Genomic DNA, 23,039 nt, shown 5'->3' with positions numbered 1-23,039 from the left:
CTCAGGCGGCCCGCACCGGCTCCAGCGCGGCCGGCAGGGGCGCGTGCAGGATGGCGCAGACGATGCGCAGCAGCTCGGCCTCGGGGATCGTCATGCGGCCGTCGTGCGCGGCCGTGGCGACCAATGCCTCCACCAGCATCAGCTTGGCCTTCGGCAGCAGCGCGTCGAGCCGCGGCCAGGCGTCGTCGAGCACCGCCACGCCATGCGCCGGCGGGGCGTATCGGGCGCTGGACTGCGGAAACACGTGAGGCAGGCCGGCCATGAAGGCGCGCTGCGCTTCCGCCGGCTGGGCATGGCCGGCATGGGCGAGCACGGCCAGCAGTTGCACCACGTCGGCCTCGACATCGGCCAGCTTGACCCGCGGCTGGCGCCACGCCGTCGCCGGATCGGCGGAGGCCTGCAGCTCGGCATGCAGCAGCTGCGCCAAGCCGTACTCGAGCAGGGTGATGCGGCCATCGGCATGCGAGAGCGCCGTGCACACATCCGCCACGGCGGCGACATCCGCCTTCGAGCGTCGCTTCAAGGTCGCCAGCGCCAGCATCGCCAGGGGCAGGCGCAGGGCCGCGTGCAGGCCATGGACGCGCTCGGCGTAGTCGGCCGACTGCCCGGTCATCCGTTCGCCCATCCGCGCCTTCAGTTCGAAGCGCTGCTTCTTCTGCACCGTGGGCTCGGCGGAGAACAGCAGGCCGAACAGCAGGGGCATCGCTTCCTCGCGATCACGCGCGGCGCGGTCGAGCACGCCGGGGATGGCGGCGATCACCGCCTGCGCGCGCTGCACATCGTCGGGACGCCAGCCCCCGAGCCCCTCGGCGACGGCGGCCGGGGAAACGCGGATGGCGGTGGCCTCCGGCGGCAGCGGCGGCGGCTCGGCCATCGCCTTGGCGTGGTCTTCGTCGAGACCCGAGGGCGGTGCCAACTGCTGCCGGGACAGCGCCTCGTTGAACTTCTCCGGCTTGAATCCCGGGCGGATCGCACGGATGCGATCCAACAGCGGCGGATGGGTGGCCATCCAGCCCGAGAAACCGAGGCCATCCTCGAACAGCATGTGGCTGATCTCTTCGGCCTCGGGCGCCAGCATGCGGCCCTGGCCGGGCACGCCGGCGATCTTCAGGAAGGCGCCCACGAGCCCCTCCGGATCCCGCGTGTACTGCAGGGCCGAGGCGTCGGCGAGGTACTCGCGCTGGCGGCTGATGCCGGCCTTGATCAAGCGGGCGAACCACAAGCCGATCGCACCGAGCGCCATCAGCGCGAGGCCAAGAGGGATCAACCCGCCCGCCTCGCGATCTCCGGACCGGTTGCGGGTGCTGACGAGGAAGCGCCCGACCACGCCGAGCATGGTGATGCCGAAAAGCAGCCCGACGAGGCGCAGGTTCAGGCGGATGTCGGCGTTGATGATGTGCCCGATCTCGTGGGCGACCACGCCCTGCAACTCCTGCCGGTTCAAGCGGTCGAGCGCACCGCGGGTGACCGCGATGGCGGCGTCCGGACCGCCGAAGCCGGCCGCGAACGCATTGATGCGGGGTTCGTCCTCCAGCACGAACACCTGCGGCAGTGCGCTGCCCGACGCGATCGCCATCTCCTCGACGACGTTGAGCAGGCGGCGCAGGCCGGGATCGTGCGTGTCCACGGGCACCGGCGTGCCGCCCAGCGCCATGGCCACCGCGCCGCCGCCCTTTCGCAGGGTCATCGTGCGGTAGAGGCTCGCACCGCCGATCAGCAGCAGCGTGCCGACGGTGGTCATCGCCATGACCTGGCCGATCGTCGCGAACGAGGCCGCGCCGACGTAGGCAAGGGACAGCCACACCACGAGGTTCACCGCCGCGACGATGCCCAGCACCGCGAGTGCGAACAGCAGGAACAGCCTGCGCGAACGGCGGCGCACCGCCTCCTGGCGCTCGAAGAGGTTCATCGCGGCGCTCAGAACTGGACGCGGGGCGCGTCGCGCTTGTGGCTCTCCGCTTCCGGGATCTCCAGCAGCGACGCAGGCTTGAAGTCGAAGCGGGTGGCCACCAGGCTGCCGGGGAACATCTCGCGCCGGTTGTTGTAGCCCATCACGGCGTCGTTGTAGGCCTGCCGCGCGAAGGCGATGCGGTTCTCCGTGGAGGTGAGCTCCTCGGTGAGCTGCTGCATGTTGGCGCTGGCCTTGAGCTCCGGATAGGCCTCGACGGTGACCAGAAGGCGCGAGAGCGCGCCGGAGAGCTGGCCTTCCGCGCCGCCGAGCTGGGCGATCGCCGCGGCATCGCCGGGCGCGGCCTTGGCGGCCCCGAGGCCGGACACCGCGGCGTTCCGGGCCTGGATCACGGCTTCGAGCGTGCCCTTCTCATGCGCCATGTAGGCCTTGGCGGTTTCGACCAGGTTCGGAATGAGGTCGTGGCGGCGGGTGAGCTGGACGTCGATCTGGGCGAAAGCGTTGCGGAAGGCGTTCCGCGCTCCGACGAGGCCGTTGTAGGCCCCCACCACCCAAACCACGAACGCGGCGACGGCGCCGATGACGATGAGCAGGAAAAGCAGCATCCGCGAACACTCCTTGAACGAGGGGGGCGCGTCGAAGCGCTAGAATCGACGCAGTTCCAGCATACGTCGCCCATGCGTCCCCGCAAGCTTCTCCTGTCGCTCCTGATCGCGACCGCCACCCTGCCCGCCCTCGCGACGCCGCCCGCTCCGCAGGCTGCGGCCAGCCTCTCGACGCCCGCACCCTCGACGATCCCCGTGGACGAGGCGACGGTCGCCAAGGCCACGGCCGACATCGATGCGCTGGCGCAGGCGATCATCGGCCGCGGTGTTCCCGGCGTGGCGGTGGCCGTGGTCCATGGCGATCACACCCGATTGGCGAAGGGCTACGGCCGCACCGGCGGCGCCAACGGCGAGCGCATCGACGACCGCACGGTCTTCCGCATCGCCTCGCTGTCCAAGGGCTTCGCCGGCACCCTGGCCGGGCTGCTCGTGGAGGACGGCGCCCTGCGCTGGGACATGCCGCTCGACCAGCAGTTGCCGACCTTCCAGCTCGCGGATGCCGCCGGTTCGACGCGCCTCACCGTGCGCGACGCGCTGGCCCATCGCATGGGCCTCAAGTACCACACGTACGATCGCGACCTCGAGGGCGACACGCCCTATCCGCTGCTGGCCGCACGACTCAACCAGGCGCCACTGCTGTGCGCGCCGGGCGAGTGCTTCGGCTACCAGAACGTCGCCTTCAGCCTGATCGGCGACGTGGTGTTCGCGGTGACGGGCGACTTCTACACCCGCCAGGTCGAGCTCCGGCTGTTCGCCCCGCTCGGCATGGAGGACACCACGTTCGGCCGCGACGGGCTCGAGGGCAGCGCTCGCTGGGCGCGCCCGCACGTGCGCGCGGGCCGTGGCTGGACGCCGGTGCGCCCGCGCGAGAACTACTACCGCGTGCCCCCAGCGGCGGGCATCAATGCCTCGATCCACGACATGGCCATCTGGGCAAAGGCGCAGCTCGGACACCATCCCGAGGTGCTCTCCACGGCGATGCTCGACGACCTGCACGCACCGCTGGTGCGGACGCCCGACCAGCTCTCGGGCTCGCCCTGGCGCCGCACACGCCTTCGCAACGCCCACTACGGCACTGGCTGGCGCGTGTTCGATTACGACGGTGAGCCGCTCGTCTACCACGCGGGCGCCGTGCAGGGGTATCGCGGGATGATCGGCCTGCTGCCGCGCCGCGACGTCGGCATCGTGGTGCTCTGGAACAGCGAATCTGCCCTGCCCTCGGGCCTCATGCCGACCTTCCTCGACACCGTGCTCGGCAAGCCCGACGGCAAGTGGGTCGACCTCGTCAACGGCCGCTGACGCGTCACAGCCCCGGAAAAAGCTAACGCCCCTCTCGGGGCGTTATGGCCTTTGCAAAGTCCCCCGGCCGCCTGGGCAACGGACCGGGGGTGATTACAGCAATCGGGTACGGCTTTGGCTTACATCGCCGCAACGGGCGCGGCCGGAGCCGGAGCGGCCTTCGGGGCCGACTTCTTCTTGGGAGCAGCCTTCTTCTTCGCAGCCTTCTTCGGGGCAGCCTTCTTGGCGGCCTTCTTCGGGGCAGCCTTCTTCTTCGCAGCCTTCTTGACGGCCTTCTTCGGGGCAGCCTTTTTCACGGCCTTCTTGGCGGCCTTCTTCGGGGCGGCCTTCTTGGCAGCCTTCTTGACGACCTTCTTGGCGGCCTTCTTGGCGACCTTCTTGGTGGCCTTCTTGGCGGCCTTCTTCACGGTCTTCTTGGCGGCGGCCTTCTTGGCAACCTTCTTCACCGCTTTCTTAGCGGCTTTCTTCGCAGCTTTCTTGACAGCCATGGTTCACTCCTCGTCAGTGGTTTGGCGTAGTGCCTTGTGTCACTTGCCCAGTAGCAAAGGCAGAGCCACGACGCTGGGCGTCGCGGCAAACCCGCGCCGACGGGATCGTCGGCGTGGATGCGGTTGGCCGCTGGATCGCGGCGCGCGGAAGCACCCCACCGGCGCGGACATCGCGGCCTTGCGGGACAGTTCCGGGAAAGGGGACCTCGGCATTGCGAGAGAGGGAGTCGGACCGCACGCCCCGGGCCGGAGCCGTTCGGGCGAGATCGTCGTGTTCGCAATGCGGATGGAGGTGCGTTCGGATCACTCGTCGTGATGTGACTTGCGTTGCGGCGGAAACTAGCCACGCATTTTTTTTGTGTCAACAACTTTGCGAATTTTTTTTCCGCCGCTCCGACGCCGAGCGCGCGCGATGAGCTCGCTTCGCTCCGCGCCAATGCCTCGCGACGCGGAGGCGCATTCGCGAAGAATGCACAAAACGCGGGAATAAACCGCGATATCGAAAACGCGCACTCGCCTCGGGAGCGTTCCGGACATCGGCGAAGCGCTTCGTTCCAGACGCAACCGCCATGCCGACGATGCGACGCCGAAAGTGCCCAAGTCGACGTTTGGTGCAGCGCACAAATCAAAACTGCGCGAACTTTTTTCCTCCGCGACGCGATTCCGGAGCGTCGATGCGCGCTTTCGGAGGCCTGGAACGACGAAGGCCGCACCCTTCGGCGCGGCCTTCGCGAGCGTCGCGAGGCGCCGACCGGCGCCGCCGCGATGGCGATTCCCTCAGTCTTCGAGCGTCGCGCCGTAGTCGGCGGCCGAGAGCAACGATCCGAGCTGCGAGGCATCGCTGGCCTCGACGACGAACATCCAACCGGCGCCGTAGGCGTCGCCGTTGATCGTCTCCGGGGCGTCGGCGAGCGCAGCGTTGACGGCGACGACCTTGCCGGAGAGCGGCGCGTAGACGTCGGAAGCGGCCTTGACCGACTCGACGACGGCGCAGCCGGCGCCCTGGGTGAGCTCGTCGCCTTCCGACGGCAGCTCGACGTAGACGAGGTCGCCCAGCGCAGCCTGCGCGTCGTCGCTGATGCCGACGGTGAAGCGGCCGTCGCCCTCGGCGCGGACCCACTCGTGGGACTTCATGAACTTCAGGTCGGCGGGAACGTTGCTCATCGGGATCTCCGGGTTCGGTGGAATGCGGGGCGGACGGGGCCGGGGTATTCGGTGTGGATCAGGCCAGCGCGCCGGGCTGCGGCTGGCCGTCGCGGACGAAAGGATATTTCACGACGCGCACCGGGATGCGCTTGCCGCGGATGTCGACCTCGACCGCACCGAGCTCGCCGCCCGGCACGCGGGCCAATGCGATCGAGCGGCCGAGGGTGGGCGAGAAGGTGCCGGAGAGGATTTCGCCGACGCCGCTGGCGGTGTGCACGGGCTGGCCGTGGCGCAGCACGCCCTTCTCGTCCATGACGAGGCCGATCGTCTGGCGCGGCACGCCGGCGGCCTTCTGCGCTTCAAGGACGGCGCGACCGGTGAAGTCGCGGCCCTCGTCGAAGGCCACCGTCCAGGCGAGGCCGGCTTCGAGCGGGCTGACGCCGTCGTCCATGTCCTGGCCGTACAGCGCCATGCCGGCCTCGAGGCGCAGCGTGTCGCGCGCGCCGAGGCCCGCAGGGCCAACGCCTGCGCCTTCGAGCGCTTCCCACAATGCGACCGCGTCGGCTTCCGGGACGATGACTTCGAAACCGTCTTCGCCGGTGTAGCCGGTGCGCGCGACGAAGAGCGGACCCTGCGGCCCCGGCACTTCCGCAGCGGCGAAGCGGCCAAGCGCCAGCACGCTGGCCGAGGCTTCGGCCGACAGCAGCGAGGCGAACTTGGCGCGGGCGTTCGGGCCCTGCACCGCGATCATGGAAAGCTCCGGACGCTCCTGCACGGCAACGCCGAAGGCCTTCGCCTGCGCTTCGATCCACGGCAGATCCTTGTCGCGGGTGGCGGCGTTGACCACGACGCGGAACCACGATTCGCCCATGAAGTAGACGATCAGGTCGTCGATGACGCCGCCCTGCGGATTCAGCATGCAGGCGTAGAGGGCCTTGCCAGGCACCTTGAGCTTGTCGACCGAATTGGCGACGAGCTGGCGAAGGAAGGGACGGACCTGGTCGCCGCGGAGGTCGACCACGGTCATGTGCGACACGTCGAACATGCCGGCATCGCGGCGGACGAGGTGGTGCTCCTCGATCTGCGAACCGTAGTTCAGCGGCATGTCCCAGCCGCCGAAATCGACCATGCGGGCGCCGCGGGCGCGATGGGTGGCATTGAGGACCGTGGACTTCGTCATCGCGCGCTCTGCGGTGGTTTCGGATGGAACCAAGTATCGCAGATGCGCCCGCCGCGGTGCCGCGGCGTCAGTGACGCTGGCGGAGCAGCGCAACCACCGGCACGAGGCCCACCACCACCAACAGCAGCGCGGGCAGCGCGGCCCGGTCCCACAGCCCTTCCGACGTCGCCGAGTACACCTCGACCGCCAGCGTGTCCCAGCCGAAGGGACGCAGCATCAGCGTGGCCGGCAGTTCCTTCATGGCCTCGACGAACACCAGCAACGCGGCGGCGAACAGGCCGGGGCGCAGCACCGGAAGGCCCACCTGCCACCAGCGGAGGAAACGCCCCTGGCCGAGCAGCGCGGCCGAATCCATCAGGTGCGGGCGCAGCAGCGCAAGCGCCGCCGAAGCACCGGACAGGCCGACGCGTTGGAAGCGCATCACCAACGCGAGGATGAGTGCAACCAGGCCGGTCGACCATCCGGACAGGCCAAGCGCGCGCTCGATCGCGAGCAGGCACCAGAACACCGCCACCGCCATCACCGCGCCCGGCACCGCGTAGCCGAGGCCGGCGAGGAAGGCACCGGCACCGAGCCAGCGATCCTCAGGGAAGCGCCGACGCGCCGCGGCGATCAGCACACCAAGCGCCACGGCGACGACCGCCGCAAGCGCAGCGATCATGACGGTGCCGCGCAAGGCCGCCCAGGGCATCGCAGCCCAGGGGGTCGGCGGCAGCCAAGCCAGCAATTGCGCCATCGGCCACACCACGCCAAGCGCCACCACGAGCAAGGCCGCGAGCGACACCGCGAAGCCGGCCCCACGCGGCAGGCGGGTTCGCTGGGGCGCGCGCAATTCCGGCCCCGGCGGTGGCAGGGCGCGGCGGCCGCGATGCGCCAGCAGCAGGACGAGAAGCACGCCGCCGAGCATCGCCAGCGCCAACTGCGCCGCAAGCGCCAGCGAGTTCAGGCCAGTCCAGCTCTGGATCACCAGCGTGGTGAGCGTGTCGCGGCCAAGCAGCTTGACCGCGCCGAAATCGGCCAGCGTTTCCAGCAGCACCAAGCCGAGCGCGCCGAGCCAAGCCACGCGCGTCGCCGGCAGAACAACGCGAACGAAAGCCTGACGCGGCGAAGCACCCAGCAATCGCGCCGCGTCGAACGCCGCGCTGCCGTGCCTCTGCAGGGTGGCGCGCATCATGAGGTACACATAAGGAAAGAGCGCGAGGCCGAGCACCACGCAGGCGCCCAGCAGACTGCGCACTTCGGGAAATGCATCGGCCGGCAAACCGAGGGCTCGCCACGCACGGGCCGGCGCCGCGTCGAAACTCAGGCCGGCGACATACACGTAGGCCAGCACATAGGCCGGAAACGCAAGCGGCAGGGCCAAGGCCCATTCCAGCCAGCGCCGTCCGGGAAACTCATGGCGCGTCACCGCCCACGCGAAGCCGATGCCGAGCACCAGCGCGACCGCGCCGACGCCAACGAGCAAGGCCAAGGTCTGACCCAGCGCGCGCGGCAGCATCACCGAGGCCACGTGCGGCCAGAGGCCGGGAGCGACCTCGCCCGGCGAGATCGCGAGGAAGGCCAGCGGCGCGCACAACAGCAGCGCGGCGCCGAGAACGGCGCCGCGCGTGGACCACAAGGACAGCGGGCTTGGCGTCAGCGCCATCCGGCCTCGTTCATCAGCATCACCGCTTCGGCCTGGCGACGGCCCGCGACGGCGATATCGACCGGATCGGCCTTGAACTCACCCCAGGCCGAAACGATCGGGTCGAGCGCCATGCCGGGCTTCACCGGGTACTCGAAGTTCAGGCCGGCGAACTTGGCCTGCACCGTATCGCTGGCCAGCCACTCGAGCAGCGCCTGCGCCTGCTCCGGACGATCGCTGGCGGCGACCACGCCCGCGCCGGAGATGTTGACGTGCACGCCGGCGTCGGCCTGGTTCGGCCAGAACGGCGCCACGGCGAACGCGGCGTCTTCCTTCACCAAACGACCAAGGTAGTACGTGTTGGTGATGCCGACCTCGCATTGCCCAGCAGCAATGGCCTGCAGCAGCAGCGTGTCGTCGGCGAACGGCGGCGCGGCGAGGTTCGCCACCCAGCCCTTCAGCACCTCGCGCGTGGCGTCGGCGCCGAGGCGCTCGATCATCGTGGCGACCAGCGACTGGTTGTAGACCTTGGCCGACGAGCGCAGGCAGAGCTTGCCCTTCCACTGCGGCTCGGCCAGCGCTTCATAGGTGCTGAGCGTGGCGGGATCGACGCGGTCCTTGGCATACATGATGGTGCGCGCGCGCTCGGACAGCCCGAACCAGCGGCCCTGCGCGTCGCGCAGATTGGCCGGCACGTTCGCCTCGAGCGCCGGCGACACCACCGGTGCGAGCAGGTTGCGCTCGGCGGCTTGCCAGAGATTGCCCGCATCGACCGTGATCAGCAGGTCGGCCGGCGTGCTCGCGCCTTCGGCGGCGAGTCGTTCGATCAGCGCGTCGGCGCCATCGATGCGGGTTTCGATCTGCACGCCGGTTTCGGCGGTGTAGGCGGCCAGCACCGGATCGAGCAGCGGCGGCTTGCGCTCGGAGTAGATGACCAGCGGGCCTTCCGGCGTGGCGGCGGTCGCGGAATCAGCCGCGTTGTCCGCGCTTGCTGCAGCGTCGGCAGCGGCCGATTCGGGCTCGGCCGGCGCCGAGCAGGCGGCGAGCGTCAGCGCGGCGAGGAGGCCCGCAGCGATCGGCAGGAGGCGAGGAACAGCGGAGAGGCGCATGGAAACTCCAGGGGCAGAGAAGACGGTCAAATGATAACCGTTCTCATCCCGAAAAAGACAAGGCCGCGTGATCGCGCTTCGGCCGCCGTCGATGCTCAGGCGCGCTCGACGCGCAGCTGCATCGACTCCGCGGCGACGATGCGCACGCGCTCGCCCTGCGGCAGATCCGGGCCGACGACCATCCAGAACGCATCGCCAATCTTGACCCGGCCGCGGCCGTTTTCGATGGCCGATTCCAGCGGATACACCTGCCCCACCAACTGCTCGCTGCGACGGTTGAGCAGCGGCTGCGTGCTGGCGATGCCGGTCTTGCGGATGCGCGTCCAGTAGAAGCCCACGATCGCGAACGACGAACCGACGAACAGCACCGCCTGCCAGAACATCGGCAGGTCGGGCACGAACACGACGAGCACCAGCATCGCGCCGGCGGCGAGGCCGAGCCAGATCAGGGCAGCGCCCGGCACCAGGGTTTCCAGCGCGATCAGGCCCAGCGCGAGGCAAGCCCAGAAGATGACGATGGGGCGGAAGTCGAGGTCCATGGGGTTCAGCGCGGGATGGCGGGCGGCGCGGTGCGGGCGGCGGCCTTGGCGGCCTGCGTGGCCTGCTGGTTGCCGAGCCCTTCCTTCGCCAGCTCGGCGATGCCGGCGATCGACGAAATGATGCCCGTGGTCTCCATCGGCATCATCACGAACTTGCTGTTCGGCGAATGCGCGAGCTCGCGGAAGGCTTCGACGTACTTCTGCGCCACGAAATAGTTGATCGCCTGCACGTCGCCCTTGGCAATGGCCTCGGAGACCATGCGGGTGGCATTGGCTTCGGCTTCGGCGAGACGCTCGCGGGCTTCGGCCTCGAGGAAGGCGGCCTCCTTCTTGCCTTGGGCCTCGAGCACGGCGCCCTGCTTCTCGCCCTCGGCGCGCAGGATCTCGGCGGCGCGCAGGCCCTCGGCTTCGAGGATGTTGGCGCGCTTCTCGCGCTCGGCCTTCATCTGGCGGGCCATCGAGTCGATCAGGTTCTGCGGCGGCTGGATGTCCTTCAGCTCGATGCGGTTGACCTTGATGCCCCAGGCATGGGTGGCGCTGTCGATGACGCCGAGCAGCTTGGCGTTGATCTCGTCGCGCTTGGAGAGCGATTCGTCGAGGTCCATCGAGCCGATCGCGGTACGGATGTTGGTCATCACCAGGGCGATGGTGGCGGACTCGAGGTCGGACACCTCGTAGGCGGCCTTGGCGGCGTCGAGCACCTGGAAGAACACCACGCCGTCCACCTTCACCACCGCGTTGTCCTTGGTGATGACGTCCTGGCTGGGGATGTCCAGCACCTGCTCCATCATGTTGATCTTGCGGCCCACGCCCTGCACCACCGGGAACAGGAAGTGCAGGCCGGGCTCCATCGTGTGCGTGTACTTGCCGAAGCGCTCCACCGTCCACTCGAAGCCCTGCGGCACGATGCGGACCATCTTGAAGAGGAAGAGGATGCCGGCGACGAGGATGACGCCAATCAGGATTTCCACGGAACGACTCCTTGGGTGGGGGGCGCGACCACGCAGCACCGGACGCGACGCGAGTATAGGCACGCCGCCCCGCGAGGACGCTGCGACGCTTTCCGGCCCTGGCGCATCCTAGGAACCATGACCCGCAGTTCCGCCTTCGCCATCGACGTGCCCGACGCCCTGCTCGACCGGGCGCGGAAGCGCGATGGCGTGGCCTGCGAGCAGTTGTACCGCTGGTTCGAGCGCCCCGTGTACGGCCTGGCCATGCGCATGCTCGGCTGCCCGGACGCGGCGATGGACGTGCTGCAGGACACCTTCCTGAAGGTGTTCGACAAGCTGCCCGGCTTCCGCGGCGAATCGCCGTTCTGGGGTTGGTTGCGGCAGGTGGCCGTGAACGAATGCCTGATGCGTCTGCGCAGCCGCGGCCGCGACGAACCGGCGGAGGCCGAGGCCTTCGAGCCCGACCTGCACCAGCACGAGGGCCTGCTGCCGCCGCAGGCGGCGGACGCCGCGGCGCTCACCGAGGCACTCGGCCGACTGCCGGAAAAAACCCGCAGCGTGCTGTGGCTTTACCACGCCGAGGGCTACACCCATGAGGAGATCGCGGCGCTGCTTGGGCAGAGTGTCTCGTTCTCAAAATCCCAACTGGCGCGCGGCACGCGAAAGCTGCGCACCCTGCTGCAACTGACGGAGGCCTCCCATGCCTGACGTGGGCCACACCCCGCCCCCGGAGCGCGCCCTGCCGATCGCCGAGGCCCTGCGCGCCCTGCCCCTCGAGGCGCCGCCGCGCAGCGCGTGGCCGGGCATCGCCGCGGCCGCCAAACTCGATCAGCCGCGCCGTCCGGTCGTGACCCGCTGGCCCTACGCGTTCGCCACCGCAGCGGCACTCGCGCTGGCCCTGATGCTGCCGGTGCCCGGCGACGTGCCGGGCGGGGAAACGGACGCCATCGCGACGGATGCCGCGGGCGACACCACCACCCCCGTCGACCTGCCCGCGCTGATGCAGGAATCCGCGCGCCTCGAACGGCTGATCGCGGCCGTCAACGACGACCCCCTGCAGCCGGCCGACGCGCTGGTGCTTGGGCTCGCCTTCGAGGATGAATTGGCCGGCATCGACGACGCCCTCGCCACCGCACCGCGCGGCTCGCGCGATGCCCAAGAACTCTGGCAACAGCGCATCGACACCCTGTCGCGCTATGCCGAACTGCAATCGTCGCGACGACTGCTGGCTTCCGCGGGCCAGCCCTTTGAAACCACCCTGGTCGCTTTGCACTGACCTCGAACGAACTCCCAGGAGCATCGAATGAACACCACGAAGCTGAAGCACGCCCTCGCGGCGGCCTTGGCGCTCGCGCTGGCCGGCGCCAGCGCCGCGCAATCCGGCGCCCCGCCCGCCCCGGCTGATCTCGCTGCGAAGCGTGCCGAGATGGCCCGCTTGCAGGACGAGATGTCGGAACTCGGCAAGCGCATGGCCGAACTCGCCCGCGACGTCGGCGGGCCCACACCTCGCATCGTCATGCACCGCGTGGGCCAGCCGCGCATCGGCCTCGGCGTGGTGCTGGGCGAAGCCGTCGACGGCGGCACGCGCATTGCCGCGGTGACGCCCGGTGGCCCGGCCGACAAGGCCGGACTGAAGGCCGGCGACGTCATCCGCAGCGCGCATGGCAAGACCGTCACCGGGCCGGACGACCTGCTGGCCGCCCTGCGCGGCATCCAGAAAGGCCAGGCGGTGAATGTCGGCTACCTGCGCGAAGGCCGTTCGGCCGCTGCAGCGGTCGTGGCGGATGAGCTGCCCGGCCGCGGCACGGTGCAGTGGAACGAGGCGCCGATGGAACGCCTCGTGGAGCTTCGCGGCCTCGGCGCCGGTCGCGGTGGCCAGGATCGCGAAGTGCACATCGTCCGCGAACGGATGGACGGCGACGGCGGGCGGCACGGTCGCCACGACGGCCCGGCCGGCATCCGCGTGCTCACCTGCGTCAACGGCGAAGGCGACTGCGATCGCGAGGCCATGTCGCGCGCCTTCCGATTCCGCGGCCTGAACCTGAGCAGCATCGATGCCGACCTCGGGCGCTACTTCGGCGCGGACAAGGGCGCGCTGCTGATCTCGGCCAGCGCCGCCCTGCCGGGGCTCAAATCCGGCGACGTCATCACCGCCGTCGAAGGCCGGGCGGTCGAGTCGCCGCGCGACGTGATGCGCGCCCTCGGCGCCAAGGAATCGGGCGAGAAACTGAAGCTGCGCATCCTGCGCAACCGCGCGGCGCAGGACGTCGAAATCACCGTGCCGGAAGGCCGTCCCATCGACTTCCTGCCGCCGCCACCGCCCGCCCCGCCGGCACCTCCTTCGCCTCCGGCACCGCCGAACGGTGCCCCCCCGCCGCCGCCGGCACCGCCGGCACCTCCCGCCGGTGCCGGCCTGACGATGGCCTGAGCCTCGCGATCAGCGCGCCGCCGTCGCTTCGTTGGTCGGCGGCAGCGGCTCGATGTGGCGCGCGAAGACGCGGTCGATGGCGGAGGCCTCGACCGCGTCGCCGTTTTCGGCCTTCGCGGCGAGGTTGAACAGGCCAACGATCACCGGCATGCCGTCGACCTGGGTGTCGATCACCAGGCCGCCCGTGTCCATCGCCGCCTGCCAGCGCGCGCGCACCGCGGCCCAGAACGGCGCCGTCGCCTGCCAGTAGCGGTAGGCCGGACCGAAGTCGGTTTCCGTCGTGCGGCGGTAGTCGTTGAAGCCGAACTCGCGCGTCAGCGTCCGCAAGGTGCGCTCGCCCTCGCGGACGGCCTTGGTGTTGTCCTGCTCATGCGTCCAGCCAAAGGGCGTGATCGTGTGGCGGTTCTCCACGTTCAGGGCGTTGTAGTCCTCGCGCGTCGTGTATTCGCGGCGCGGCAGCGGGCGCCACGAACGATCCGAGGTCCACGTGGCATTGCCGTACTTGTGGTTCCACGCGCCGGTTCCGCAGTAGCGCGGGGCGTCGGAGACTTCGAACACGCATTGCGTCCACTTGCCGGCCGTTTCCTCCGTCGACAGCGCCCGGACACGCCAGGTCTGGTCGGCGACGAACTCGAAGCGCGACGGCGCCTCGAACGTCCAGTCCTGTCGCCAGTGCTTGGTCACATGGCCGTTGGGCGCCACGAGCAGGTGCTGCAGCACGATCTTCGACGGCGAGTCCTCGACGAGGATCACCACTTCCCGGGCACCGCTGTCCTTCGACTCGCGCGCCTCGTAGCCGGCGGCGAGAGGCACGGTTTCCTCGAATTGGAAGGTGACGGCGTACTCGCCCTGCATGGCGAGGATGGCGGCGCGATCTTCCGCAGGCGGTGCGGCCACCGCGGTGGTGGCGAGGCCGAGGGTGGTGAGAAGCAAGGGGACGAGCGGGGACGACGGGATGCGCATGGCGATCTCCTGAGGATTGAAAAAGGCTTCGAAAGGAGCGTCAGAACGACGCGGTGACGGTGAGGCGCGCGTTGCGACCCGCGCGGGTGTAGCGATCGAGCAGCGCCGAGGTGGCCGGCACGCCGGCGGTGTCCGTGGCGTCCCAAACGCGACGGTCGGCGAGGTTGAAAACCGCCGCCTCGACACGCCAAGTGGACGAGAGATCCCAATCGGCGATCAGGTCGAGCACGGCATGGCCCGGCGCAATGAAGGCGCTTGCATCGCTGATGTCGCGCTGCCGGGCCGCGGCGCTGGCCACCAGTTCAAGGCCAGCGGCCTCGCCACGCCAGCCCACGCCGACCACTGCACGGAGCGGATCGATCGAGGCGAGCCACGCATCGGCGGTTCGGTCCACGCCCCGCGTCCGGCTCGCCGCAAAGCGCAGGAAACCGCCGCGCCAACCGAGATCGTCGAGGGCCAGGCGCGCGCTGGCCTCCGCACCCCAGGTGTCGACACGCGAGCGGTTCACCGACTGGAACAGCAGCAGGCCGGTCGTCGGGTCGATTCCGACATTGCGACGCGAATCGATGAAGTCGCGATAGCGCGTGGCGTGCGCGGTGACGGTCCATTGCCATGCGCCGTGATCGCCGCGGAAGCCGACGTCCACGCCGCGGCTGGTTTCGGGCTTCAGATCGGGGTTCGGCAGGGCCGCATAGCCCGACGCGACATTGGTGAACCCGAGGTTGGCGTCGTCGTAGGGCGGCGCGCGGAAGCCGGCCGCCGCATTCGCATAGAGCGAGAGCGCATCGGTGAACGACCACACCAGGCCGAGCTTCGGGCTCCAGCGCTGCGCATCGAGCCCGACCGGCACGAAACCGGGGTTGTCGCCGGCGAAGATGGCATCGATCAACGGATCAAGGCGGTAGTTGTCGTAGCGCAGGGCGGGGACCAGTCGCAGTGCACCGTCGAGCAGCGGAACGTCGGCCTGCGCGAACAGCGCCCACTCGCGCGTCCGGCTGACGGGGAAATCGCGGACCGGGAAGGCATCGGGGAAGATCGTGTTGCTCACCGCCCCAGTCGTCAGGTTGGTGCTGCGGCCATCGCGCTTCTGGCGGATGTCCGTCTCGGTGAGCTGGAGGCCGTAGAGAAGATCGAACCCACCAAGTGCCTTGTCGGCCACCAGTTCCAGACCGTCTTCCCGCTGGAAGAAGTCGAACAGGCGCTCGCGGCGCGTGGGGTTCACCGCCGCGTTCGCGATGATGGAGGCGCGTTGCTCGAACGTGGTCTGCTCCGTCGCGCTGTCCTGCCGATGCCACTGCCAGCGGAGGGTGTCCACCATCGCGCGGTCGATCGCATGCACGCCGTCCAGCGACACCCGGGCGCGGGTCTTGCGGTCGTCGGCATCCAACGACTGCACGCGCGTCCTATGGCCAAACACCACGGTGTCGGCACGGGCGGAAAGCACACTCGTGGTCGCCTCGGTCTCGCCGGCATCCAGCGTGAGCCGCAGCCGGTCGCCATCGCCGAGGTCGTAAAGCAGCTTGCCGAGCACCGCGCGCTGCTGCTGTTCGCTGGGGTTGGCCGCGGTGCGCGTGGCATCGGGTGCGCGGTTGGTGCCGGAATTCTCGGCCTCGTGGCCGTCGCGGGCCTGCGCGTGGAGCAGCCACGACCACGCGCCCTCGCGTGCGGCCATCGTCAGTCCGAGGCGCCTGCTGTCGTCGACGCTGGAAGTCCCCGCCCGCGCCCGGCCGGTGAACTCGTCGTCGCCATCGAGCAGGTCGATCGGGTCGAGGGTGACGAAGCGGACGGTGCCGCCGAGCGCATCGGAGCCGTACAGCGCGCTGGCGGGGCCGCGCAGCACTTCCGCCTGCTTGAGGATGGCGACATCGACCGCATCGCGGTCCGCATTGGCGAAGCTGCCGATGCTGAAGGCGTCGGCCACGTTCACCCCGTCGACCTGCAGCTGCACGCGGTTGCCGCCGAGGCCGCGGATGCGCACATCGCCCAATCCGAACCGGCCGTAGCCGCCGACGACCGACACCGAGGGCTCGTAGCGGAACAGTTCGCGCAGGTCCTGCGCCTGGGTGCGTTCGATGGCCGACCGCTCGACGACGTCGACCGTGGCCGGGGCATCGCCCATGGCGCCTTCATTGCGGGTGGCGACGACGATAACGGCGTCGAGCGTGGCCGGTTCGGGCGCGGGGGATGGCGACGGCGCGGCGAAAACCGTCGAAGGGAACAGCGGGGCGGACAGCGCGAAGCCGACCGCCACCGCGAGGCTGCGGGGACGCATGGACAACTCCAAGGGTTCGATGAGGAACCGGTGGAGCGGGCGTCCGGTGGAAACCGGGGCTGGCGACCGGGCCGCCGAGCGACGGCGGGGGGATTACCGAGAAACGATCACTTCACGAGGATCAGCTTGTCGTTCCGCGTGTGGCGAAGGCGGTACACCTTGTCGCCGTGGACGATCTCGATCTCGCGGGCGCCGTTGAGCAACAAGCGGCTGTCCACGGCCGGGGCGTGGACGGCGGAGGCGGGCCGGGCGGTGGACAACAGTCGCGCCGGGCTCGGGGGCAGCGGGGGAACGTCGACGGAAGGCATGGCGCACTCCAAGGCAGGGGGTGTTTCGATGCAAATGCTACTGATTCGCATTTGGATGTCAACACCTCATGGAGCGGGGAACCGCCACTGCCCTCCCGGGGTTCAGCCGACGGCGGCCTCGAGGCGCGCCTTCGTCGCGGCGTCGATCTTCGGCAGCACGTCGAGCGCGCGCAGGTTCTGCGTGAGCTGTTCGGGTTTCGTCGCGCCGAGGATCACGCTCGACACCTGCGGATTCGCCAAGCACCACGCGATGGCGAGCGGCGCCGGCTCGACGCCGAGCTCATTCGCAACCGCGATGAAGCGCTGAACCCGTGCCAGCGTCGCCGCGCCCTCCTCGCCCTGCACCTTCTTCTGCAGCCACTCGTAACCAGGCGTCGCAAGTCGCGAACCGGCCGGGATGCCGCCGGCGTACTTGCCGGTGAGCAAGCCCGAGGCCAGCGGCGACCATGTCGTCGTGCCGAGACCGATCGACGCGTAGAGCGGCGCGTATTCGCGTTCGACGCGATCACGGTGCAGCAGGCTGTATTGCGGCTGCTCCATGCTCGGGCCGACGAGGTGGTGGGCCTTGGCGATGCGGTCGGCTTCGGCGATGGCCTCGGCCGACCACTCCGACGTGCCCCAGTACAGCACCTTGCCGGCGCGCACGAGCTGGTCCATCGCCCACACCGTCTCGTCGATCGGCGTCTCCGCATCCGGGCGGTGGCAGAAGAAGAGATCAAGGTAGTCGACGTGCAAACGCTTGAGCGCGGCATCGCAGGCGTCGCGCACGTGCTTGCGCGACAGGCCCTTCTGCATCGGCGAGGGCTCGGCCGCCGCACCGAAGTACACCTTGCTCGACACCGCGAAGGCATCGCGCGGGAAGCGCATGTCGGCGAGCACGTCGCCCATGATCTTCTCGGCCTCGCCCTTGGCGTAGGTCTCGGCGTTGTCGAAGAAGTTGATGCCGGCGTCGAAGGCCTGCGTGATCAACCGGCGCGCTTCGCCGCGGCCCACCGAGGTGCCAAACGTCACCCAGGCGCCGAAGGACAGCGCGGAGACCTGCAGGCCGGTGCGGCCGAGACGGCGGTAGAGCATGGGCAACCTCGTTGAAGCAGTGCGGAGGCCGCGGAGTCTAGCGAAGCGGGCGTGAGTGCCTTAGCGTGGCGACTCCCCCGCCGCATGCCATCGAAGGATCGATGCCCCGCCCCCGCCAAATGCCCCTCCTGCTCGCCGCGCTCGGCCTGCTTCTGGCCGCTGGCGCATGGCATTGGGCGTCACGGCCCGCTGCTATTCGTGCTGCGCCGTCGCCCTCCGCGGTCGCTACGGCGCCGGATCAGCCAACACCCAAGGGCGTCGCCGACGTCCCAGAAGCCGCCCCGATCACGCTGCCGATCTACGTGCCCGACTCCCGCGGCCTGCCGCCAAGCAGCGCACCACTTCGCGAAAGCCACCAGGCTCTGACAGCGGCCGCCGCCGCCGGCAACGCGACCGCGGCGTGCCGGTTGGCGTTCGTTGCCATGGATTGCTGGACGGCGCTGGATCCATCGGCCGCCGCCGCCGCTGCGGCGCAAGCCGAAAACGACTATTCGCGTGACCAAACGATCACATCCCTGTCGGCACGGCGCATCGCGGAGGCCCCGCCAGCCTTGCGCAACTACGTCCGCGAACGCATCGAGGCGTTCGAGCTGGCGCGTGCGATGGAAGGCGAAACGCTCCGTGAGCGGGCGCGTCGCTGCGAGGGCGCGCCTTCCGTCGGGTCGAACGACGTGGCGGCCCTTCTGAGGCAGGCAGCGCTTGCGGGGCAGCCGGATGCCGTGGCGGCCTACGCCCGGGGCGACTGGCTCATGACGATCGTCGGGTGGAATGCGGCGCGCACACCCGATCGGCCTCCACCGCCGCTGGAGATCTTCCGGGATCCGACGTTCCGGGAGTGGCGCCGCGAGGCTGCGGCGATCGAGACCGCAGGGCTCGAGGCCGGACTGCTGACCGTGATCGAATCGGCGGCCATGCCCAACCGCGTGGGATGGCTCGATCAACTGGTTGCGCACGATCCCGTCCGACAGGCTGCGGCCCTGCGAACCCTCGCCGCGCGCGTGGGCAGCGGCGAGCCACCGAGTACCAGCACCCTCGGCTTGGACGTCGAGCAGGCCCGTGACGCCGACCAGCTGTCGGAGCGCTGGATTGCCGCTGCGGCGGAGCGCGACGCGGCGATCGATCCGCGACGCCTGCCGGCCAACGCCATGATGATGTTGGGCCGGCTGCCGACATGCGAATGAAGAAAAGAGAAGTACTCGCCAGCGGCGCACTGCTGCTCATGCTCGCCGCCGCTGCGTGGTGGCTGATCCGCATGAACGATGCTGTGCGCGACGTCGGCGCCTCCACCACCGCAACAGCGGCTCCGAAGCCGACATCGGCGCCGCCCCCACCCGAGACTGACGCCACGGCAGTGCCCAATGCCCCCGCCCTCGGAACGCCTCTGCCGTCGCTGTGGGAGGCCCTGGCCCCCGCCGCGCGCGCCGGTCACGCCCCGTCGGCCTGCCGTCTGGCGCTCACCACGCTCGCCTGTGCCTCGCAGGCGGACACACGTCGCTACGCGCGCCCGGTGCCGATCACCTCGGCCATGCCCGAACTCGAGGCACTACAGGCCTTCGTCGCTGATCCCGTGGGCCTTGCCGCCGAGATCAACCGCGCTACGTCACCGGAGTTGGAGCGGCGCAGTGAGCGCCTCAATGACGACATCGACCGCTTCTGTGGGCCGATCACCGCGGAACGGCGAAGCGAAGCACTAGCCCTGTTGCGGCAGACCGCGCTGGCCGGCGTGCCGGATGCGCAAACGGCCTACGTCGGCTGGGGCAGCTACGCCACCGCGGTGATGCAGGGGACGATGGCCGACCCGACCTTCGAGCGCTGGATGGAGGAAGCACCGATCGTGCTGACGCGGATGCTCGACGCAGGCCATCCCGAAGCACCGAGCCTTCTCGCCGAGGCCTACGGGCGCGACCAACTCCACGGCTGGCTGTACCCGTATGACCCGATGCGGGCCGTCGCCTACGGACAACTCGCCCTGCGCATCGGGCAAAGGCAGGGCTTGGCGGTCCACTTCGTCGAGATCCGCCGATCGGCACTGTCGGCGTCGCAGCGTGCCGAGGTGAATCGGTTGACCGAGCAACTGCATGCCGCGCACTACGCGGGCCGAGTCATTCCGCCGGTGCAGTACCGGAGGACCCTGCTCGGCACGCTCTACCTCGGTGTCGGTCCAATCCCTTCCGGCAAGGTCGATGAGTGCGCGGCCTCTGCAACGGGAGTGACGCCATGAAGGCCGGTCATCGCATCACACTCGCTGCCGTGCTGCTGGGCGCTGCCGCAGGCGGCGCGTGGTGGTGGATGGTTCGCTCGTCAACGCCGACCCACATCGAACAAGCCGACGGAAGTCTTCCGCCAGCGGCCGAAACGGTGGCGCCTGCCACGATGGTGGGCACGGCGGAATACCCCGTGCCGGCGCTCAGCATCGGCGAGTACCGCGCCGACACCAGCGGCCTGCCACCGATCGACGCGCCGCTCGCCGCGCAGATCCCGGCCCTCCGCGATGCGGCCGCCCGCGGCAATGCGACGGCGGCCTGCCGGCTGGCGGTGATTGGCTCGCAGTGCATCAGGGCGCGAGCGCTCAGCGTGAGCTTGACGCCCGAGCGCTCGGCAGCGATGGAGCGTCAAGCGGAGGACAACCTTCGAGAGCAGTACGCCCAACTCTCCCTGGAGGGCTTGCCCGAGCCCTATCGGGCCTACGCGCAACGGCGGCTCGACACCGAGGCCCTGCAGGAAATGGATCGATTCCAGAGCCTTAACGCTTGGGGCCGGCGTTGCGCCGACATACCACCCATATCCCACGACGAAATCCTCGCCTCGCTGCGCCAGGCGGCGCTCGCCGGCGAGCCGGAATCAATGGTGAGTTACGCCTCAGGCTTTTGGATGGGAGATTTCTCGATCTTCAATCTCGTGAGCGGCTTCGGCGGAAGCGGTCCGGGCGGGGGGTGGCTGCGCTCGCCGGGGTTCGACCAATGGCGTCGCGAAGCGGCCGCGGTGCGTCGCGCGGCGCTCGAGCGCGGCGATCCGGAAATGCTCTGGTTCGAGTTCGCATTTTCCGACCGTGCTGGCCTTCGACTGATCGAGCCTGCCGATCCGATCGATTCGGCCGCGGCATTGCGCGCCTATGCCGCGGTGATCGGCGGCCATGCGCCGGAGAGCACGGCGGCCCTCGGCCTGCCGCTCGAACAGGCTGCCGAGGCAGATCGTCGCTCCGACGCGTGGGCGGCACGGGCCCGCGAGCGCGGGCGGCGCGCGGAGGACGTCACCGATGGAATGCTGACGGGAAGAGAGTTGGCATGCGACTGATCCTTCGCGCCTCATTGCCAGCCGCTGCCGCGCTCGTTGCCGCCGCCCTGGCGTGGTGGTTGCTGCAACGCAGCCCCGCGCCGACAGCCTCATCGAGCGATGACAAGGCTTCGACGACTCAGGCCGATGCATCGGTATTGACCTCGACGTTCGATGAACCAGACCAAGCCGCCGATACGCCCGTGGCACTGCCGCCGCGGAACATGGCCTTGGATCGACTATGGCCCACCTTGCAAGGCGCGGCGCAGGCGGGTGACGCCGGCGCCGCGTGTCGTTTGGCCATCGAGACCGTTCGCTGTGTCGGTGCGATACGAATGACCACCGCGCTGAGCCACTCAGCCCAAGGGGAGCCCGGCGAACTGAACGCCCTGAGGAGTTTCGAATACTCCCCGTCATCCTTCGGGCGCGCTGCCGAACCTGAAGGCCCGCACACCCGAGCAGCGCTCGACGACGTGAACCGAAGGACGAATGCAGCCACCCGACACTGCGAGGGACTGTCACCAGAGCGCACGCATACAGCCCTCGCTCTGCTGCGCGCGGCCGCCCTCGCCGGCCAGCCCGACGCCCAAGCCGTGTATGCCGCTGGCGAGGGCTGGTTCCTGACGATCCCCGGTGGCATGGGCCGGCCGGAGTTCGAGCAGTGGCGTCGCGAGGCACCGATGGTGGTCGCCCGCATGCTCGACGAGGGCCATCCAGAAGCGCCCGGTCTGCTCGCCGGTGCCTACAGCGGCCAGACGTGGCTTGGCGGCCTGTACGACACCGACCTCGAACGGGCCACAGCCTACCTGCTCCTCAACGCCCGATTGATGGGAAAGCCGGAGTTCGCGGAGCAGCAGCTGGCCAAGGTCCCCGCCGACATCAAGGCTCGCGCCCGCCAGCAGGCGGAGGCGCTCTACGCCCGGCATTACGCGGGCCGCCCCATGGGCAAGCCGAGCTATTACCTCAGCGCTGGGATAAGGATCATGCAATCGAGCATCCACGACGGCGAAACCAAACCCGCGCCCTGCACGCCTCGGCCTGCCGCCCCACCCGCGGTCGACAGCCCGGTGCCCCAGCGGTAGCCTACGCATCCCTTCGGGGAGTAGCCCTGCCAATCCATCGGCACCGCGCGTCAACATGCTTGGCCTGCACCGGCCATGGCGCGCGACCTCCGCCACGGCCACACCGTGCGGCAGCGGGCAAGACCGGAGACCCCGCGGGCGCCTGTGACCGGGCCGCCTGCGCGGTCTTCGTTGTCTTCCGCCCTGTTGCCCGGTCGAATGGAGCCCCCGATGGACGCCCTCTTCGTTTCCACCGCCGCCGTCGCGATCGCTGAGATCGGCGACAAGACCATGCTGCTCGCGCTGATCCTCGCGGCGCGCTATCGCCAGCCTTGGGCCATCGTCGCCGGCATCGCCGTGGCCACGCTCGCCAACCACGCACTCGCCGGCTGGGCCGGGGCCTGGGTGGCCTCGATGGTCTCGCCCGAGGTGCTGAAGTGGGGCGTCGTCGCCTGCTTCGCTGCGGTCGCCGCATGGACGCTGATCCCCGACAAGATGGACGAGGACGAAGCCCCCAAGCCCTCGCGCTTCGGAGCCTTCCTCGCCACGACGGTCGCCTTCTTCATCGTCGAGATCGGCGACAAGACGCAGATCGCCACGGTCGTGCTGGCCGCCAAGTACCACCCGCTGTGGCAGGTCGTGGCCGGCACCAGCCTCGGCATGCTTCTGGCGAATGGGCCTGTCGTGCTGTTGGGCCACCGCTATTCGGACCGTCTGCCGCTGAAGGCGGCGCGCTACACCGCGGCGGCACTGTTCGCGGTCCTGGCCGTGTGGGTGGCGGTGAAGGGACTGGGCGGCTGAGCCCCGGGCA

General features: G+C 69.6%; 22 protein-coding genes. 9 read left to right on the top strand and 13 right to left on the bottom strand.

Annotated features, from left to right (window positions below; translation table 11 throughout):
* Position 1 precedes the first annotated feature (1 nt).
* Positions 2-1,909: a M48 family metallopeptidase gene (locus O9280_RS09650; protein WP_298341722.1), complete on the bottom strand. Its 1,908-nt coding sequence runs from the start codon at positions 1,907-1,909 to the stop codon at positions 2-4.
* 8 nt (positions 1,910-1,917) lie between these two features.
* Positions 1,918-2,514 carry a LemA family protein gene (locus O9280_RS09645; RefSeq protein ID WP_298341720.1) on the bottom strand — a complete coding sequence of 199 codons (597 nt, stop codon included), beginning with the start codon at positions 2,512-2,514 and terminating at the stop codon, positions 1,918-1,920.
* A gap of 72 nt (positions 2,515-2,586) precedes the next feature.
* On the opposite strand from O9280_RS09645, the gene O9280_RS09640 reads away from it, so the two are divergent.
* Positions 2,587-3,813 carry a serine hydrolase domain-containing protein gene (locus tag O9280_RS09640; protein ID WP_298341717.1) on the top strand — a complete coding sequence of 409 codons (1,227 nt, stop codon included), beginning with the start codon at positions 2,587-2,589 and terminating at the stop codon, positions 3,811-3,813.
* A 119-nt stretch (positions 3,814-3,932) separates the two neighbouring features.
* On the opposite strand, the gene O9280_RS09635 is transcribed toward O9280_RS09640, so the two are convergent.
* From O9280_RS09635 to O9280_RS09605, 7 genes are all read right to left on the bottom strand, one after another.
* Positions 3,933-4,301: a hypothetical protein gene (locus O9280_RS09635; protein ID WP_297864979.1), complete on the bottom strand. Its 369-nt coding sequence runs from the start codon at positions 4,299-4,301 to the stop codon at positions 3,933-3,935.
* A gap of 777 nt (positions 4,302-5,078) precedes the next feature.
* Positions 5,079-5,465 carry a glycine cleavage system protein GcvH gene (gene gcvH, locus O9280_RS09630; RefSeq protein ID WP_298341714.1) on the bottom strand — a complete coding sequence of 129 codons (387 nt, stop codon included), beginning with the start codon at positions 5,463-5,465 and terminating at the stop codon, positions 5,079-5,081.
* A 58-nt stretch (positions 5,466-5,523) separates the two neighbouring features.
* Positions 5,524-6,627 (bottom strand): glycine cleavage system aminomethyltransferase GcvT, encoded by a 1,104-nt coding sequence (gene gcvT, locus O9280_RS09625; protein ID WP_298341711.1) that lies wholly within the window; start codon positions 6,625-6,627, stop codon positions 5,524-5,526.
* A 67-nt stretch (positions 6,628-6,694) separates the two neighbouring features.
* Positions 6,695-8,272 (bottom strand): iron ABC transporter permease, encoded by a 1,578-nt coding sequence (locus O9280_RS09620; protein WP_298341708.1) that lies wholly within the window; start codon positions 8,270-8,272, stop codon positions 6,695-6,697.
* Positions 8,263-9,360, bottom strand: a complete 1,098-nt coding sequence (locus tag O9280_RS09615) for an extracellular solute-binding protein (RefSeq protein ID WP_298341705.1) — start codon at positions 9,358-9,360, stop codon at positions 8,263-8,265. Before O9280_RS09615 ends, O9280_RS09620 begins: the two co-directional genes overlap by 10 nt.
* A gap of 95 nt (positions 9,361-9,455) precedes the next feature.
* Positions 9,456-9,899: an NfeD family protein gene (locus O9280_RS09610; protein WP_298341703.1), complete on the bottom strand. Its 444-nt coding sequence runs from the start codon at positions 9,897-9,899 to the stop codon at positions 9,456-9,458.
* Between the two features lie 5 nt (positions 9,900-9,904).
* Complete coding sequence (locus tag O9280_RS09605; RefSeq protein WP_298342474.1) at positions 9,905-10,816, bottom strand: SPFH domain-containing protein; 912 nt, start codon at positions 10,814-10,816, stop codon at positions 9,905-9,907.
* A 171-nt stretch (positions 10,817-10,987) separates the two neighbouring features.
* On the opposite strand from O9280_RS09605, the gene O9280_RS09600 reads away from it, so the two are divergent.
* The 3 genes from O9280_RS09600 to O9280_RS09590 are packed head-to-tail and all read left to right on the top strand — an operon-like array spanning position 10,988 to position 13,277.
* Positions 10,988-11,557, top strand: coding sequence for a sigma-70 family RNA polymerase sigma factor (locus O9280_RS09600; protein ID WP_298341701.1), 570 nt, complete (start codon positions 10,988-10,990; stop codon positions 11,555-11,557).
* Positions 11,550-12,125: a hypothetical protein gene (locus O9280_RS09595; protein ID WP_298341699.1), complete on the top strand. Its 576-nt coding sequence runs from the start codon at positions 11,550-11,552 to the stop codon at positions 12,123-12,125. Before O9280_RS09600 ends, O9280_RS09595 begins: the two co-directional genes overlap by 8 nt.
* A 27-nt stretch (positions 12,126-12,152) precedes the next feature.
* Positions 12,153-13,277: a PDZ domain-containing protein gene (locus O9280_RS09590; RefSeq protein ID WP_298341696.1), complete on the top strand. Its 1,125-nt coding sequence runs from the start codon at positions 12,153-12,155 to the stop codon at positions 13,275-13,277.
* Positions 13,278-13,286: 9 nt separating this feature from the next.
* Here the strand turns inward: O9280_RS09590 and O9280_RS09585 are convergent, their stop codons facing one another.
* The 4 genes from O9280_RS09585 to O9280_RS09570 form a co-directional block, all read right to left on the bottom strand.
* The gene (locus O9280_RS09585) at positions 13,287-14,240 is read right to left on the bottom strand and encodes a DUF6607 family protein (protein ID WP_298341693.1); all 954 of its coding nucleotides are present in this window, start codon (positions 14,238-14,240) and stop codon (positions 13,287-13,289) included.
* A gap of 40 nt (positions 14,241-14,280) precedes the next feature.
* On the bottom strand, positions 14,281-16,512 hold the full coding sequence (locus O9280_RS09580; RefSeq protein ID WP_298341691.1) for a TonB-dependent hemoglobin/transferrin/lactoferrin family receptor: 2,232 nt from the start codon (positions 16,510-16,512) through the stop codon (positions 14,281-14,283).
* A gap of 107 nt (positions 16,513-16,619) precedes the next feature.
* A complete protein-coding gene (locus O9280_RS17495; RefSeq protein WP_343228744.1) occupies positions 16,620-16,820 on the bottom strand; it encodes a hemin uptake protein HemP in 201 nt (66 codons plus the stop codon).
* A gap of 102 nt (positions 16,821-16,922) precedes the next feature.
* On the bottom strand, positions 16,923-17,894 hold the full coding sequence (locus O9280_RS09570; RefSeq protein ID WP_298341688.1) for an aldo/keto reductase: 972 nt from the start codon (positions 17,892-17,894) through the stop codon (positions 16,923-16,925).
* Positions 17,895-18,013: 119 nt separating this feature from the next.
* Between O9280_RS09570 and O9280_RS09565 the strand changes: the two genes are divergently transcribed.
* From O9280_RS09565 to O9280_RS09545, 5 genes are all read left to right on the top strand, one after another.
* Positions 18,014-19,075, top strand: a complete 1,062-nt coding sequence (locus tag O9280_RS09565) for a hypothetical protein (protein ID WP_298341686.1) — start codon at positions 18,014-18,016, stop codon at positions 19,073-19,075.
* On the top strand, positions 19,072-20,115 hold the full coding sequence (locus O9280_RS09560; RefSeq protein ID WP_298341683.1) for a hypothetical protein: 1,044 nt from the start codon (positions 19,072-19,074) through the stop codon (positions 20,113-20,115). Before O9280_RS09565 ends, O9280_RS09560 begins: the two co-directional genes overlap by 4 nt.
* The gene (locus O9280_RS09555; protein ID WP_298341680.1) at positions 20,112-21,188 is read left to right on the top strand and encodes a hypothetical protein; all 1,077 of its coding nucleotides are present in this window, start codon (positions 20,112-20,114) and stop codon (positions 21,186-21,188) included. The genes O9280_RS09560 and O9280_RS09555 overlap by 4 nt, the downstream gene beginning before the upstream one ends.
* A gap of 59 nt (positions 21,189-21,247) precedes the next feature.
* Positions 21,248-22,249 (top strand): hypothetical protein, encoded by a 1,002-nt coding sequence (locus O9280_RS09550; protein ID WP_298341677.1) that lies wholly within the window; start codon positions 21,248-21,250, stop codon positions 22,247-22,249.
* 210 nt (positions 22,250-22,459) lie between these two features.
* Positions 22,460-23,029, top strand: coding sequence for a TMEM165/GDT1 family protein (locus O9280_RS09545; protein WP_298341675.1), 570 nt, complete (start codon positions 22,460-22,462; stop codon positions 23,027-23,029).
* Positions 23,030-23,039: the final 10 nt, after the last annotated feature.

Source organism: Silanimonas sp., assembly GCF_027531545.1.
Lineage (GTDB): Bacteria > Pseudomonadota > Gammaproteobacteria > Xanthomonadales > Xanthomonadaceae > Silanimonas.
The sequence above is the reverse complement of the archived record's forward strand: the minus strand, read 5'-3'. Positions and strand labels throughout refer to the sequence as shown.